15 protein-coding genes are annotated in these 14,281 nt (G+C 51.0%); 7 read left to right on the top strand and 8 right to left on the bottom strand.

Annotated features, from left to right (window positions below):
- Positions 1-27 precede the first annotated feature (27 nt).
- Positions 28-588, top strand: coding sequence for a hypothetical protein (locus tag ACTHUG_RS05255; protein WP_295701282.1), 561 nt, complete (start codon positions 28-30; stop codon positions 586-588).
- A gap of 87 nt (positions 589-675) precedes the next feature.
- Here the strand turns inward: ACTHUG_RS05255 and ACTHUG_RS05250 are convergent, their stop codons facing one another.
- Positions 676-1,119 carry an RpiB/LacA/LacB family sugar-phosphate isomerase gene (locus tag ACTHUG_RS05250; protein WP_440385765.1) on the bottom strand — a complete coding sequence of 148 codons (444 nt, stop codon included), beginning with the start codon at positions 1,117-1,119 and terminating at the stop codon, positions 676-678.
- Between the two features lie 85 nt (positions 1,120-1,204).
- Between ACTHUG_RS05250 and ACTHUG_RS05245 the strand changes: the two genes are divergently transcribed.
- From ACTHUG_RS05245 to cysI, 4 genes are all read left to right on the top strand, one after another.
- Positions 1,205-1,858 (top strand): phosphoesterase, encoded by a 654-nt coding sequence (locus tag ACTHUG_RS05245; RefSeq protein WP_440385766.1) that lies wholly within the window; start codon positions 1,205-1,207, stop codon positions 1,856-1,858.
- A gap of 137 nt (positions 1,859-1,995) precedes the next feature.
- Positions 1,996-2,460, top strand: a complete 465-nt coding sequence (gene nudB, locus ACTHUG_RS05240; RefSeq protein WP_440385767.1) for a dihydroneopterin triphosphate diphosphatase — start codon at positions 1,996-1,998, stop codon at positions 2,458-2,460.
- A gap of 84 nt (positions 2,461-2,544) precedes the next feature.
- Positions 2,545-3,078, top strand: coding sequence for an inorganic diphosphatase (locus ACTHUG_RS05235; RefSeq protein WP_003678634.1), 534 nt, complete (start codon positions 2,545-2,547; stop codon positions 3,076-3,078).
- Positions 3,079-3,247: 169 nt separating this feature from the next.
- Positions 3,248-5,005, top strand: a complete 1,758-nt coding sequence (gene cysI / locus ACTHUG_RS05230; RefSeq protein WP_440385768.1) for an assimilatory sulfite reductase (NADPH) hemoprotein subunit — start codon at positions 3,248-3,250, stop codon at positions 5,003-5,005.
- 137 nt (positions 5,006-5,142) lie between these two features.
- On the opposite strand, the gene ACTHUG_RS05225 is transcribed toward cysI, so the two are convergent.
- The 6 genes from ACTHUG_RS05225 to ACTHUG_RS05200 all read right to left on the bottom strand — a co-directional run bounded on the left by ACTHUG_RS05225 (position 5,143) and on the right by ACTHUG_RS05200 (position 10,378).
- Complete coding sequence (locus tag ACTHUG_RS05225; protein WP_188209781.1) at positions 5,143-5,715, bottom strand: hypothetical protein; 573 nt, start codon at positions 5,713-5,715, stop codon at positions 5,143-5,145.
- A gap of 90 nt (positions 5,716-5,805) precedes the next feature.
- On the bottom strand, positions 5,806-6,312 hold the full coding sequence (locus ACTHUG_RS05220; RefSeq protein WP_070849760.1) for a hypothetical protein: 507 nt from the start codon (positions 6,310-6,312) through the stop codon (positions 5,806-5,808).
- 449 nt (positions 6,313-6,761) lie between these two features.
- Complete coding sequence (locus ACTHUG_RS05215; RefSeq protein WP_440385769.1) at positions 6,762-8,552, bottom strand: assimilatory sulfite reductase (NADPH) flavoprotein subunit; 1,791 nt, start codon at positions 8,550-8,552, stop codon at positions 6,762-6,764.
- A gap of 171 nt (positions 8,553-8,723) precedes the next feature.
- Complete coding sequence (locus ACTHUG_RS05210) at positions 8,724-9,044, bottom strand: DMT family transporter (protein ID WP_003746275.1); 321 nt, start codon at positions 9,042-9,044, stop codon at positions 8,724-8,726.
- Positions 9,045-9,071: 27 nt separating this feature from the next.
- Positions 9,072-9,941, bottom strand: coding sequence for an ABC transporter six-transmembrane domain-containing protein (locus tag ACTHUG_RS05205; RefSeq protein ID WP_204788917.1), 870 nt, complete (start codon positions 9,939-9,941; stop codon positions 9,072-9,074).
- 11 nt (positions 9,942-9,952) lie between these two features.
- On the bottom strand, positions 9,953-10,378 hold the full coding sequence (locus tag ACTHUG_RS05200; protein ID WP_070814529.1) for a MarR family winged helix-turn-helix transcriptional regulator: 426 nt from the start codon (positions 10,376-10,378) through the stop codon (positions 9,953-9,955).
- 182 nt (positions 10,379-10,560) lie between these two features.
- Here ACTHUG_RS05200 and yddG point away from each other — a divergent pair, with 182 nt between their 5' ends.
- The gene (yddG, locus tag ACTHUG_RS05195) at positions 10,561-11,472 is read left to right on the top strand and encodes an aromatic amino acid DMT transporter YddG (RefSeq protein ID WP_049348216.1); all 912 of its coding nucleotides are present in this window, start codon (positions 10,561-10,563) and stop codon (positions 11,470-11,472) included.
- A 101-nt stretch (positions 11,473-11,573) separates the two neighbouring features.
- A complete protein-coding gene (locus ACTHUG_RS05190) occupies positions 11,574-12,884 on the top strand; it encodes a sulfate adenylyltransferase subunit 1 (protein ID WP_440385771.1) in 1,311 nt (436 codons plus the stop codon).
- Between the two features lie 69 nt (positions 12,885-12,953).
- Here ACTHUG_RS05190 and glyA read toward each other — a convergent pair whose 3' ends face one another.
- A complete protein-coding gene (gene glyA / locus ACTHUG_RS05185) occupies positions 12,954-14,204 on the bottom strand; it encodes a serine hydroxymethyltransferase (RefSeq protein WP_440385772.1) in 1,251 nt (416 codons plus the stop codon).
- Positions 14,205-14,281 lie beyond the last annotated feature (77 nt).

The following is a 14,281-nucleotide window of genomic DNA, read 5'->3' as shown; positions in this document are numbered from 1 at the left end:
ATTCTATTAATGAACAAGGAAAAAACAATGAAAAAAACAAGTATCGTTAGGAAACTGATGCTCGCCGTCGCCATGCTTCCGTTGGCTGCTCAAACTGCGCAGGCTGAGGAATTTGGGTCTTTCGGCGCTCCGCCTAAAGGCTTTAAAGTCGGCTATCAATCCGCGCAAAATGGTGTGACATTGATAGAACTTGTGCCGCAGAAACAGACTGTGGAAGACTGGACGCAAATGGTCACGCTGCAATCCATGGCAGGTATGAAACCGGGTGTTGAGCAGTTTTTCGGCAATCTTTCAGCATCATGGCAGAATGCCTGTCCGCAAAGTAGTGTCAACCCAATAACGGCAGGTGAGGAAAACGGCTATCCATTCGCCTTGGTGATGTTGTTTTGCGCCAACAATCCGCAAACCAGCAAACCTGAATTTACTTGGATAAAAGCCGTACAGGGTAACGAAGCTTTGTACGTGAAGCAATATGCTTTCCGTTACGAGCCGACGAAGGCCGAGTTGACCAATGCCGTCATGCATTTGCGCAATTTACGCGTCTGCGACAACAGCGCAGGACATCCTTGCAATAAAAAAGGAAAATAAGCGTTTAAATATTTTCAGACGGCCTTACCGGTTTTGCTAAAGCGAAACGTAACAAGGCCGTCTGAAAATATATAGAGCAACGCGTATTTATTTTCCGCGCTCATACGCTTCGATTTCGCCAACCTTAGGCGCATAGCCGCTGCTTGTGTCGTGGCGCAAATCCAACCAGATATCGACCAATGCCCAAGCGGCAGGCGCGGCGATGACGTTTTGCCCCATACATAAAACCTGCGCGTTATAGTTCTCCACCGAGCCGCGGACGGTAAGCAAATCATGTGCCGTCGCCGCCCGTATGCCGCGCACTTTATTGGCGGCAATCGCCGTACCCACGCCGGTACCGCAAATCAACAGCACACGGTCGGCGCGTCCTGCCGCGACTTCTTCGGCCGCGGCAAACGAGAGTTGCGGATAGGTCCCTTCGGGCGAGGATAAATCGACCAAGCTGCTGACGCGCGGGTCGTTTTGCAGATGCGCTTTGAGCGTGTCCTTCAATATTGCGCCGTTGGCCGGCGCGGCAATAACCAAACGCATACGAACTCCTTGAAGCACATAAAAACATTGTTCAGCATACGCCCGCGCGTGATACGATTCAAGCCTGCAACGCAGAAAGCACGGTATGAGAAAAATCTACTTCACATCAGACCTACATTTCTCACATAAAAACATCGCCAAATTTTGCCCGCAATTTCGACCGTTCGATAACGTGGAGCAGATGGATGAATTTTTAATTCAGACATGGAATGAAACCGTTACGCCTGAAGATACGGTGTACAACTTGGGCGATTTTTCCTTTGCACACGACCATAAGCAGATAGAGCGCGTTTTGTCGCGTTTAAACGGGCAACATCACTTGATTTATGGCAATCATGATCATGTGATTCGGCAGCATGCCGATTTTTTCCGCAGCCAAACCAAGCATGACGGCCATCCGCTGCTGTCGTCCATACGGCCGTATATGAAACTCAAATTGCCGGAAATTAAGAATACGCTGGTTCTCTTTCACTATCCGATTCAGGAATGGGACGGCTGTTATCAGGGCTGGTATCACTTGTACGGTCATTTGCATGATAGGGTGGCGGAAATCAAAGGGCGTGCTTTAAATGTCGGATTCGATTTGCACGGCCGCTTTTTGACGGTAGAAGATGTCGATAAGTTTTTGTGTGAGTTGCCTAAAATTTCGTATTTTGGCGAAGCAGGATTGAAGGCCAACTCGCCGGAAGAAGCGGCTGAGCTGGTGTCTTGGAAACTGGCACAGTTAAATCAGGTATAATTTCAGACGGCCTTTGCGGATTTCCGGCAAAGGCCGTCTGAATATCAATTTCCCATTTTTGAGTGAGACATGGAAAACCTTTCGGCTTACTTACTACAAAAAATCAGCCTCCCCAATCAATCCGGCAAGGGTAAGTCATGAGCGGCAAGCCTTTGAAGTATCCCGTTTCCGCTTTGGTCGTTTTGCATGATGAAGACGGCAATATCCTGCTGATTGAACGCACGGCGCCGCAAGGTTTTTGGCAGTCGGTTACCGGCAGCTTGGAAGAAGGCGAACGTATCGAAGAAACCGCATGGCGCGAAGTGTGGGAAGAAACCGGTATCCGCCTTGCAGACGGACAGCTGGAAAACTGGCATGACAGCACCGTTTATGAAATCTATCATCACTGGCGCCATCGCTATCCCAAAGGCGTTTTTGAAAACCGCGAACACATCTTCTCCGCCCAAATTCCGCACGATACGCCCATCGTCCTGCAACCGGACGAACACGTTGCCTATGGTTGGTTTGGTGCAGAAGAAGCGGCGGAAAAAGTGTTTTCGCCTTCCAATAAACGCGCAATTTTAGAACTGGTCAAAAGGCTGAATGCCAAAAAGGCCGTCTGAATACGACAGTTTCACATTTTCAGACGGCCTTGGGTTTGCTATACTTTCGCCGTTTGACTCTCTTTAAAATCAAAGGAAACCATCATGGCAGACTTCAACAAAATCCTGACCCCGGGCGACGTGGACGGCGGCATCATCAACGTTGTCAACGAAATCCCTGCGGGCAGCAACCACAAAATCGAATGGAACCGCAAACTGGCCGCCTTCCAACTCGACCGCGTTGAACCGGCAATTTTCGCCAAACCGACCAACTACGGCTTTATTCCGCAAACGTTGGACGAAGACGGCGACGAATTGGACGTATTGCTGGTTACCGAGCAGCCTTTGGCAACCGGTATTTTCCTGGAAGCACGCGTTATCGGCGTGATGAAATTCGTTGACGACGGCGAAGTGGACGACAAAATCGTCTGCGTTCCGGCCGATGACCGCAACAATGGCAACGCCTACAAAACTTTGGCCGACTTGCCGCAACAACTGATCAAACAAATCGAATTCCACTTCAACCACTACAAAGACCTGAAAAAAGCAGGTACCACTAAAGTTGAATCTTGGGGCGATGTGGAAGAAGCGAAACAAGTCATCAAAGAATCTATCGAACGTTGGAACAAACAAGCCTAATCAGTTTGTCCCGTACAATATCAAGGCCGTCTGAAAGCAAAGTTCAGACGGCCTTTTTATGTTTCCAACCAATATAACAAAATCGTCTTTAAAACAAACAAACCATTCTTTCCCATTTTCAGACGGCCTCATTAAAGTAACGCCTATACCAAAAATAAGGAGTACTTCAATGACTGCTACTACGACCGACCCGCGCGCCAAGCTGCCTGATACACCGCTTTCCGGCAACGAAGCCTTGAAAGAACGCAGCGATTATCTGCACGGCACCATTAAAGAAGAGTTGAAAGACGACTTTACCGGCGGCTTTACCGCCGACAACTTTCAACTTATCCGCTTCCACGGCATGTACGAACAGGACAACCGCGATATCCGTGCCGAGCGTACCGAACAAAAGCTTGAGCCTTTAAAAAACATGATGTTGCGTTGCCGTTTGCCCGGCGGCATCATTACGCCGAAACAGTGGCTGGGTATCGATAAATTTGCCGGTGAAAATACGATTTACGGCTCCATCCGCCTGACCAACCGCCAAACCTTCCAATACCACGGCATTCTGAAAACCGATTTAAAACAGGCACATCAGGCATTGCACAAACTGGGTCTGGATTCCATTGCCACAGCCAGCGATGTCAACCGTAATGTGTTGTGCACCAGCAATCCTGTACAAAGCACTTTGCACCAAGAAGCCTATGAATGGGCGGCGCGCATCAGTATGCACCTCCTGCCGCGCACCATGGCATATGCCGATGTATGGCTGGACGGTGAAAAAGTGTTCACGACCGAGCCGACCGAGCCGCGCAATAAAGAAATTGCCGACGACGTAGAGCCGATTTTGGGTAAAACCTATTTGCCGCGCAAATTCAAAACCGCCGTTGTGATTCCGCCTGATAACGATGTGGACATTCATTCCAACGACTTAGGTTTTGTGGCGATTGCAGAAAACGGCAAGTTGGTGGGTTTCAATGTATTGGTCGGCGGCGGTTTATCCAGCGAACACGGCAATACCAAAACTTATCCCAATATTTCCTATGAATTCGGTTTCGTTCCGCTGGAATACACCCTCAACGCCGCAGAAGCCGTCGTCAGCACCCAGCGCGACTGGGGTAACCGCAGCGACCGCAAAGCAGCGCGTACACGCTATACGCTGCAACGCGTCGGCGTAGATGTGTTCAAAGAAGAAGTCGAAAGGCGCATGGGCATTAAATTTGAACCCATCCGCCCTTACGAATTCACCCACCGCGGCGACCATATCGGCTGGGTACAAGGACATGAAGGCAACTGGCATTTGACTTTGTTTATTGAAAACGGCCGCCTGCTCGATTATCCCGGCAGACCTTTGAAAACCGGCGTACGTGAAATTGCCCAAATCCATCCTGGCGACTTCCGTCTGACGGCCAACCAAAATCTGGTGGTTGCCAATGTACCGCCCGAATTGAAAGACACGATTGATAAAATCGCCAAAGATCATGGCCTTATCAGCAAATCGATTACCATCCAGCGTGAAAACTCCATGGCTTGCGTTGCCTTGCCGACTTGCCCGCTGGCGATGGCTGAGGCCGAACGCTTCCTACCGACATTCTCCGATAAAATCGATGAAATGTTCGCCAAATACGGCTTGGAAGACGAATATATCGTTTTGCGCGTAACCGGTTGCCCCAACGGTTGCGGCCGCGCCATGCTGGCGGAAATCGGTTTGGTCGGTAAAGCGGTCGGCCGCTACAACCTTTACGCAGGCGGCAACCGCGAAGGCACCCGCATCCCGCGCCTGTTTAAAGAAAATATTACCGAACCTGAAATCCTTGAAATTGTCGAAGGCTGGGTGGCCGATTGGGCTCAAAACCGACTCGATGATGAAGGCTTCGGCGATTTTGCCGTCCGCACCGGTATCGTCAAACCCGTATTGGACGCACCTCGCGATTTCTGGGCATAACGCACATAAACAGACCCACAAGTCTGCAATAAGAAAATAGAGAAGGACTAAAGGCCGTCTGAAAAATCAGGATAACTGGTTTTCAGACGGCCTTTTATATTAGGGATGTTTATATGAAAGATAGGATATAAATCGAATCAGCGGCGGCGGCCAAAGCCTCGGCCCATGCTGGGGCGACGGTAGTTGGAAGGCTGACGCGTAGTTTCGCGGTATCGTTGTTGCTGCTGGGCGTTTTGTTGCTGGGCACGCAGGGTGCGTGTATTCAGCTGTTGGCTGGTGCGTCCGTTTGGACGTGCGCTTTGATAATAGTTGGCACGGGCTTGACGGGCAATCGGGCTGTTTTGATTGCGCGCCTGTGTGAATTTATTGGCCAATGCGTTGCCGATAAATGCACCGGCTGCCGTACCCACCAAGCTTTGCAGCAGCCAGCTGCCGGTAGATTGGTCGTAGATGTATTGTTGGCCGTCTGTACCGGTTACCGGTTGGCCGTTGTTGCCGTTGGCTTGTGCCTCGGCAGGAATGGTATCTTTCACGGCTTCAGGCGTGAGCTGGTAAACCGTATTGTCTTCTTGTTGGCCGTTTTGTTGTGCTAACTGTTGTTGCAATGCTTCGATTTGTTTTTGTTGCTGCTCAAGCTGTGCCTGGGTATTGTCTTTGCAGGCAGCAAGGGCGAAAGTGGAAAGGGCGGCTAAGGCAATCAGTTTTTTCATTGTTTTTCCTGAGAGAAGTTTGTCTTTGCCGAGATTTCGGCGGAGTGTGTTTGCCTAATATTAAACCATTTCCCTGTTTTTCAAGTGGTTTTACAAAATAATATTGGAAAGTTGCGCTGCAAATGCACGGCTGTTGGCGGCCAGATTGCCCAGTGCAGGCATCTCGTGTTCGGTTTCGATAATCAGCAGGTTGGCAGGGCGGCGGGTGTGCAGGGACATTTGCATTTCAGCGGGAGAGAAGGGCATGTGATGGCGTTTGGCAAAGGCTTCGGCGCGTTTGTTGGCGGTTTTGAGCATGGGCAGCAGGGTAATGTCCAAATGGAAACGGCGTACGCCCAAAACTAAAATACGCGCCGCGAAGAAATCCGCTTCATCAGTAAAAACATTCGGGCTGCTTTGATTGAAATCGTGACGTTCTGCGGCAATCAAAGTCGCGATGGTGCGTACTTGCGGAATTAAGGCTTCGCTGATGAGGTTGTCGGGCGTATCAGGCAAAGTGAGCGTGTTGGGCATGCTGTGGTGGCTGTTGCTGTCAACGACCATGCGGCAGGTGTGTAACATTTGAGTTTGGCTGTGGATTTTAGTTGAAGCGGTCATGGCTGTATTCCTTATTTCTTAAAAATGGGTGGATTTAAGCGGCCATGGTGGGTATAAAAAAAGCCGCTCAAATGAGGCGGCTCTGATTTGCGTATTTTCAATTTGGTCTGTTTCAGACAAGCGCAAAAAAGTACCGCACGTTTGTGTGGTACCAATAGAAGAAAGTAGCGGAGCATTGCGCGGTTTGCATGATGAAAATACGTCTTTAATGTATAAAAGAATAAAGCGTAGTTTAAAACAAGAATGCCAGTAATTTCAATATCCAATCGACAAAACCCACCAATAAATCTACAAGTTGTTGTAATCCTTCCAATTTATTTTCTTTCAAGTGAGTCAAATTTGCATAATTATAATGCAAGACAAGATAAATTGATAACAATCCGAGCAAGTTCCTTAAAAAGGCCGTCTGAAATTCAGCTTTCAGACGGCCTTTATTTTGGCTTGTCCAATCAATAAACGTCGCGTTGGTAGCGTTTGTCTTCGCGCAGGTCGTTGAGGTAGTCTTCGGCTTCGTCACGGCTGAGTTTGCCTTGGGTTTCGATAACTTCGATCAGGGCGTTTTCGACATCGCGTGCCATGCGTGTGGCGTCGCCGCAGACGTAGATGTGTGCGCCTTGTTGCAGCCAGTTCCAAACTTCGGCGGCGCGTTCGGTGATTTTGTGTTGGACATAGACTTTGTGTTCGCCTTGGCGGCTCCATGCGAGGTCGGCGCGGGTGAGGAGGCCGTCTTTGCGCCATTCGCTCCATTCGAGTTGGTAGAGGAAGTCGTCGGCCAGGCGTTGGTTGCCGAAGAAGAGCCAGTTTTTGCCGCTGTCGCCATTGGCGGCACGTTGTTGCATGAAGGAGCGGAAGGGGGCGACGCCTGTGCCTGCGCCGATCATGATGATGGGGGTGTCGCCGTTTTGTGGCAGGCGGAAGTTGGGGTTGGGTTCGACAAAGACACGGACTTCGCTGCCTTCTTCGAGGCGTTCGCCCAAGTAGCCGGAGGCTGCGCCGGTGTAGGTGTGGTCGTGGTGGTCGAAACGGACGACGCCGATGGTGAGGTGGACTTCTTCGCCGACTTCGTCTTGTGCGGAGGCGATGGAATAGAGGCGCGGGGTTTGTGGGCGGAAGAGGCTGTATAGGGTTTGTGCGTCCAGTGGGTGCGGATAGGCTGCGAATACGCCTACGGGCGGTGTGGCGGCGAGGTAGGCATCCAGTTGGGCTTTATCTGCGGCTATGGTTTTGAGTTCTTCGTTGTTTGTTAATTCGGCGTATTGTTGGACGAATGCCGGTGTGTTTTGGGTGATGTCTGCGGATTCGGTCAGGGCGGTGCGGATGTCGGTTTCGCGGCCGTCTGAAAGCTGGACGGTTTCGCTGCCGGTTAGTTGGTTGAGGTCGAGGATTTCTTGAACGAGGTCGGCGGCATTCAGCGGCCATACGCCGAGCGCGTCGCCTACCTGATAATGCAAACCTGAGCCGCTGAGGTCAATTTCGATGTGTTCGACGTCTTTTTCTGCGGTGCGTGAGGTGATTTTTTGGCGCACGGAGAGGGTGGCTGTGTAGGGGTTTTCTTTGGTGTATGCGGTGCCGCTGCTTGGGGTGGCTGGGCTGTGTGCTGCGGTGGTTGTGCTTGGGCTTGCTGCTTGGACGGTCAATTCGGCTACTTTGGGTACGACGGCGGCTACCCATGCGTCGGCATTTGCTTGGAACTCTAAGTCGCAGATGCCCAAGTTGTTCAGACGGCCTGCGCCCAGTTCGGCAAATTTGGCATCAAAGTCTTTGCCTGCTTGACAGAAGTTTGGATAGGAGGAGTCGCCAAGGCCTAAGACGGCAAAGGTGAGTTTGCTGAGGTCGGGTTTCTTTTTGCCGTAGATGAATTTGTATAGGGGCAGGGCTTCTTCGGGCGGTTCGCCTTCGCCTTGGGTGGAGGTAACCAAAAGGACGATGTCTTCGTCGGGCAGGGTTTTGCTTTTGAAATCGCCTGCGCTGCTGAGGCGGGCTTCTACGCCGGCGGCTTGAAGTTTGGCGTGTAAGGATTCGGCAACGCTGCGTGCGTTGCCGGTTTGGGAGGCGGAAAGGACTAACACGCGGCGGCTGACTGTCGGGGCAGCTGCTTGCAGGATGGTCGGTTCGGCCGCTGCGCCGGATACGCCTTGGCTTTGCGCCCAGCAATAGCCGGAGAGCCAGGCAAGTTGGGTGGGGGATAGGGCGGAGAGTTGGGCGGAGAGTTCGGCAGGCAGTGGATTGGCTTGGCTCATTTTGTTTCCTTTGTTGGGACGGCTATAGCCGATTGTTTGAATAATGAACAGTCGCTACTTTAAACAGGCCGTCTGAAAAAAGGAAAGAATGCTTGGTTTTAATTTAAGATGATTTCGTTATATTCGGAATATAAGAAGGCCGTCTTGGTTTCAGACGGCCTTTGCGGTTTTTTAATGGCTGGAAAGTTTCATGACGATTACGCCTGAAATAATTAAGAATGCGCCGAGCCAGCGGCCGAAGTTGGCGGCATCGTTGAAAAAGGCTACGCCTACTAAAAATGCGCCTGCCGCGCCTATGCCTGTCCAAACGGCATAGGCAGTCCCCATCGGTATGTTTTTTTGGGCGAGGAATAGAAAAAATCCGCTGCCGACAATGCAGGCCAAGGCGGCAGCAATACCCTGCCAACGGTAGCCTTCTTGTTGTGCCAATTTCAGCCCCAAGGGCCAGCCGATTTCCAGTATTCCGGCTAAGATTAAATAAAACCAACTCATAATATGTCCTGATAGTGTGTTAAGGTTTCAGACGGCCTTGGAAAGATTGTTTTCTTCCGAGAGTTCAACGCGTTGTCCGATGTCTTTTAGATTGGAGTATTGTTCGACCAAGCGCGGTACATCGTCCAAGCTCATTGCAAACATCCATAAATAAGTGCTGACGGAATAGATATGGCCGGCGCTGCCGTAGCCTTTAAGCGTCATGTGTATAAAGGCGAAGCCAAACAATACGCTCATCGCCATGCCGATACTGAGATAGCCTAAGGCTTCGCGGTTGGAAATCAGCACGCGTAGTTTGGCAACCCAGCCGTAGTGGCGGTAGAGCTGATGCTCGTTGCCGTCGCGGATAAGGTGGTTGTCGCGTTCAAGCCGGTTGTTCAAACGGAAATATAGGTTTTCGCTGATGGCGGCAAAACGCGGCAGCAACCATAAAAACAGGGCAAGTATCGCGACAGCCAATACGCCCACCCAAAATTCCAATATCAGCAACATCATACATGCACCGAAGATGGAGACCAGCGAAGTAGCAGCGATGGGCAGGTGTTCTTCAAAGAAACTGACAAACTCACGCGATAGGGCGACGCGTGCAGTAATGGCGGAATGCGGTACTTCTCGCTTGCGCTGTTCCAAAACGACAGGGACGGCTATCTCAGTATAGATCTGGGTAAATGTGCGCGTATCGGCTATCCTGCGGGCGGCACCGATTATCCACATTAATAAAACCACCACACCATACGACATTGCCTGCCAGACTTTGCCTTCCATAACGGCATTAATCGCCCAGCCTCCAAACACGGGATATACCAGCAAGAGCAGATTATCCAAGCCGACGAGAGAGAAGGTTGAGATGAGTTTGCGGCGGTGTGTTTGACCGATGTGTTTCAACATTTTCCACATGGTTGCCCTCCTTATTTAGTATTGAGGGTTTGCGCCATTAATTCGGCCAACGCGTCCAAATCGGTAAACAGTCGGGCTGCACGTTTTTCACCGAAGGCGGTAAAAATTCGTTTGCTGAATTCCTGCATGTTTTGCACCAATGGTGCAGCGGATTCTTTACCTTGCTCGGTCAGCGACAATAAGCGTTCGCGTTTGTCTTGTTCGCTTTCGTGAAATGTCAGCAAGCCTTGTTCCGCCAGCGTTTTGCATGTGCCGGAAACGGTTTGCTTGGGCAGGCTCCATTCTTCGCCTATGTATTTTTGAGTGCGGCTGCCTTCGGTGGCCAAGGTGTAGAGAACGGCGAAGGTGTTGTAGTTGGTGTTTTGCTGTTTAATCCATTGGTCAAATGCGCTGTCTATATGACTGATGCGCATACCGAGTTGATCGAGCTGATTCATAAATTGGTCTCAATATTGACTAATTGGATGCGGATTATAGTCATGTTTAGGACTAATTGCAAATAGAAGGCCGTCTGAAACAATCATTTTCAGACGGCCTTGAAACCGTTAAAATAATTAATGTAGAAACGATATATTCAAACTACGATAAACCTAATAAAACCATCTTCAGCACATACGCCATGATTCATTTCTTATCTCAAAACATCTCCTCTAAACAAGCCACTGCCATCGGGCTGCTTGCCGTTGCTTTGTGGAGCTTTGTCATTTCTCTGATACGCTCTTTGAGCCTGCATATGGGGGCAGTGGGCGGCGCAGCAATGATGTACACCCTGTCCACTGTGTTGATTTGGTTGATTTTCGGCAGGCCGCATTTGCGTAATTACAACCGCGGCTATTTGCTTTGGGCGAGCATTTTTTTTGTCGGTTGCGAACTGTGTTTGTCGTTGTCGGTCGGTTTTGCTCAAAATGCCCGACAGACGGTTGAGATCGGTATGGTCAATTATTTGTGGCCGACGTTTACTATTTTAGGCGCGGTCTGTTTCAACGGGCAGCCGGCAAAATGGTGGATAGGCATAGGCTTTGTATTGTCGTTTTTCGGGATTGCCACGGTATTGGGCGGCGACGGCGGATTGTCGCTTTCGGGGATTTATCACAATGTCCGCACCAATCCTGCCGGTTATCTGATGGCATTGGCCGATGCACTTTTTTGGGCGGCATATTGCACGCTAACGGCGCGCGTGAAGGCAGAAGGAAGCAGCGTGGGCTTTTTCTTTATGCTGGTGTCGCTGCTTTTGTGGGCGGAATATTTTATCGGCGGGACACACAGTCTGAATTTTGATGCGGAGTCCGTCGGCTATGCCTTGGCCGCCGCGTCTTGCATGGGTTTGGGCTATGCGGTTTGGAACATCGGTATTTCGCGCGGGAACATGACGGTATTGGCGGGCGCATCTTATTTTATCCCTGTGTTTTCCGCGCTGGTGTCTTCGTTTGTCATCAGTGCGCCGTTGTCTGTACAGTTTTGGCAGGGGGCAGGGATGGTGTGCGCAGGTTCGGTTGTTTGCTGGTTGGCGACGCGCCGAAAATCGATATAACAAAAATATCTTTTTTAACAACCAAACATTCTTTCCCATTTTCAGACGGCCTGTTTAAAGTAGAGACCAGTTTGAGAAATCACGAGAAATAGGAAAGAACCATGACCGCAACCACCGCCCCGCTTTTGCGCTTCATCACCGCCGGTAGCGTCGATGACGGCAAATCCACACTCATCGGCCGCCTGCTCTACGACAGCAAAACCCTGCTGACTGACCAGCTCGACAAACTCAACCGCGCCGCCGAAAACGGCGAAACGCCTGATTTTGCCAGCCTGACAGACGGCCTTGCCGCTGAGCGCGAACAAGGCATCACCATCGACGTCGCCTACCGTTATTTCGCCACGCCCAAACGCAAATTCATCATTGCCGATACGCCGGGACATGAACAATACACGCGTAATATGGTTACCGGCGCATCGACTGCCGATGCCGCCATTATTTTAGTCGATGCTACACGCGTCGATTTTTCAGGCAGCGAGCCTGTCCTCCTGCCCCAAACCAAACGCCACAGCGCGATTCTGAAACTTCTGGGCTGTCCCAACATCATCGTCGCCGTCAACAAACTCGACCTGCTCGACTTTGACGAAGCCAAATATCAAGCCATTACCGAAGCCTACCGCAAACTGGCGGAGCAAATCGGCCTCCAAGCCCAAATCCACTTCCTGCCCATCAGCGCCTTAAAAGGCGACAACATCGTCAATGCCAGCAGCCAAACCCCTTGGTATCAAGGTTTGCCGCTTCTGCCTTTGCTTGAAAGCCTGCCCGTCAACCGTCAAAACGCCGCCGACCAAGCCGCGCATTTTCCCGTACAACGCGTGGCGCGCCAAGACGGCAGCAGCAGCGACGACTTCCGCGGCTATCAAGGCAGATTGGAAGCGGGCCGTCTGAAAGTGGGCGATGAAATCAAAATCCTGCCCAGCGGCCATGTTGCCAAAGTTGCCGAAATCTACAATGCCAACGGTAAAACCGAATCTGCCGAAGCAGGGGAAGTGTTGACCGTTGTTTTGGATACCGATATCGATATTTCGCGCGGCAACAGCATTGTTTCAGCCGACAGCGCCATTGTCCCCGAACAACAATTCCAAGCCGCGCTTTGCTGGTTTGACGATATTCCGCTCAATCTGCGCCGCAAATATTTGCTGAAACACACGACTCAAACCACGCCCGTAAAAATCAGCGAAATTGCCTACGTTTGGGACGTCAACACCCTCAGCCGGGTCGAATCCGCCGAAACGCTCAAGCTCAACGACATCGGCAGCGTCAGCTTCAAAACCCAGCAGCCGCTTGCCGCTGCCGCATACGAAGACAACCATGCTCAAGGCGCGTTTATTTTGATTGACGAAGCCACCAACCATACTGTCGCGGCAGGCATGATACGCAAAGTCAGCGAAACAAACAGTTTTGAAATTTAAAAGAAAGTTGCAATAAAAAAGGCCGTCTGAAGTTTCAGACGGCCTGTTATTTTATCCAAGGCGAAATGCTTATGCGCCGTAAACCGGATATTTATTGCACAAAGCAGTCACTTGTTCGCGGACTTTGGCGAGGTTGGCTTCGTCTTCAGGGTTGGCCAATACGTCGGCAACCAAGTTCGCCAATACGCGCGCGTCGGCTTCGTTAAAGCCGCGTGTGGTCATGGCAGCGGAGCCGATGCGGATGCCAGAGGTAACGAACGGTTTTTCCGGATCATTCGGGATGGCGTTTTTGTTGACGGTAATGTGTGCTTTGCCCAAAGCGGCTTCGGCGGCTTTGCCGGTGATTTTCATCGGTTGCAGGTCAACGAGGAAAACGTGGCTTTCGGTACGACCCGAAACGATGCGCAAACCGCGTTTAACCAACTCTTCCGCCATTGCTGCAGCATTGATTTTCACTTGTTTTGCGTATTGTTTGAACTCAGGTTGCAACGCTTCTTTAAACGCCACAGCTTTGGCGGCGATAACGTGCATCAACGGGCCGCCTTGCAGGCTTGGGAAGATGGCGGAATTCAACGCTTTTTCGTGGGTATTGTCACGGCACAGAATCACACCGCCGCGAGGGCCGCGCAGGGTTTTGTGGGTGGTGGTGGTGACGAAGTTGCAGAATGGCACGGGGTTGGGATATTCGCCGCCGGCAATCAGGCCGGCATAGTGCGCCATATCGACAAAGAGGTAGGCACCGACTTTATCGGCGATTTCGCGGAATTTTGCCCAGTCGATTTGCAGCGCGTAGGCAGATGCGCCGGCCACAATCATTTTGGGTTTGTGTTCAAGCGCCAAGCGTTCGACTTCGGCATAGTCGAGAACTTCGTTTTCATCCAAACCATAAGTAATGGCGTTGTAGAGTTTGCCGGAAATATTGACGCTGGCACCGTGGGTCAGGTGGCCGCCGTGTGCCAGAGACATGCCCAAAATGGTGTCGCCCGGTTTCAAAACAGAAGCATATACGGCTTGGTTGGCTTGGGAGCCGGAGTGTGGTTGGACGTTGACATATTCTGCGCCAAACAACTCTTTAGCGCGGTCAATCGCCAATTGTTCGACAATATCAACGTATTCGCAGCCGCCGTAGTAGCGTTTGCCCGGATAGCCTTCGGCGTATTTGTTGGTCAATTGCGAACCTTGGGCTTCCATTACGGCGCAGCTGACGTAGTTTTCTGAAGCAATCAGCTCGACATGGTCTTGCTGGCGTTGGTCTTCTTGGGCGATGGCGGCTGCCAGATCGGGGTCATATTGTGCGAGGGTAACGCTTTTTGAAAACATGTTCTCGGTTCCTTTGTGTTGGGCTGAAAATAAGGGATGGAGTACTGCGGATTGGTTCAAGATGAACTATTTTTCTT

Source organism: Neisseria sp. P0022.S009, assembly GCF_051956675.1.
Taxonomy (GTDB): domain Bacteria; phylum Pseudomonadota; class Gammaproteobacteria; order Burkholderiales; family Neisseriaceae; genus Neisseria.
This window is presented reverse-complemented; position numbering and strand designations above follow the sequence as displayed.

Coding starts and splice junctions, on each gene's coding strand:
- ACTHUG_RS05255 (WP_295701282.1), top strand. CDS start 28: ATGAAAAAAACAAGTATCGTTAGGAAACTGATGCTCGCCGTCGCCATG.
- ACTHUG_RS05250 (WP_440385765.1), bottom strand. CDS start 1,119: ATGCGTTTGGTTATTGCCGCGCCGGCCAACGGCGCAATATTGAAGGAC.
- ACTHUG_RS05245 (WP_440385766.1), top strand. CDS start 1,205: ATGAGAAAAATCTACTTCACATCAGACCTACATTTCTCACATAAAAAC.
- nudB (WP_440385767.1), top strand. CDS start 1,996: ATGAGCGGCAAGCCTTTGAAGTATCCCGTTTCCGCTTTGGTCGTTTTG.
- ACTHUG_RS05235 (WP_003678634.1), top strand. CDS start 2,545: ATGGCAGACTTCAACAAAATCCTGACCCCGGGCGACGTGGACGGCGGC.
- cysI (WP_440385768.1), top strand. CDS start 3,248: ATGACTGCTACTACGACCGACCCGCGCGCCAAGCTGCCTGATACACCG.
- ACTHUG_RS05225 (WP_188209781.1), bottom strand. CDS start 5,715: ATGAAAAAACTGATTGCCTTAGCCGCCCTTTCCACTTTCGCCCTTGCT.
- ACTHUG_RS05220 (WP_070849760.1), bottom strand. CDS start 6,312: ATGACCGCTTCAACTAAAATCCACAGCCAAACTCAAATGTTACACACC.
- ACTHUG_RS05215 (WP_440385769.1), bottom strand. CDS start 8,552: ATGAGCCAAGCCAATCCACTGCCTGCCGAACTCTCCGCCCAACTCTCC.
- ACTHUG_RS05210 (WP_003746275.1), bottom strand. CDS start 9,044: ATGAGTTGGTTTTATTTAATCTTAGCCGGAATACTGGAAATCGGCTGG.
- ACTHUG_RS05205 (WP_204788917.1), bottom strand. CDS start 9,941: ATGTGGAAAATGTTGAAACACATCGGTCAAACACACCGCCGCAAACTC.
- ACTHUG_RS05200 (WP_070814529.1), bottom strand. CDS start 10,378: ATGAATCAGCTCGATCAACTCGGTATGCGCATCAGTCATATAGACAGC.
- yddG (WP_049348216.1), top strand. CDS start 10,561: ATGATTCATTTCTTATCTCAAAACATCTCCTCTAAACAAGCCACTGCC.
- ACTHUG_RS05190 (WP_440385771.1), top strand. CDS start 11,574: ATGACCGCAACCACCGCCCCGCTTTTGCGCTTCATCACCGCCGGTAGC.
- glyA (WP_440385772.1), bottom strand. CDS start 14,204: ATGTTTTCAAAAAGCGTTACCCTCGCACAATATGACCCCGATCTGGCA.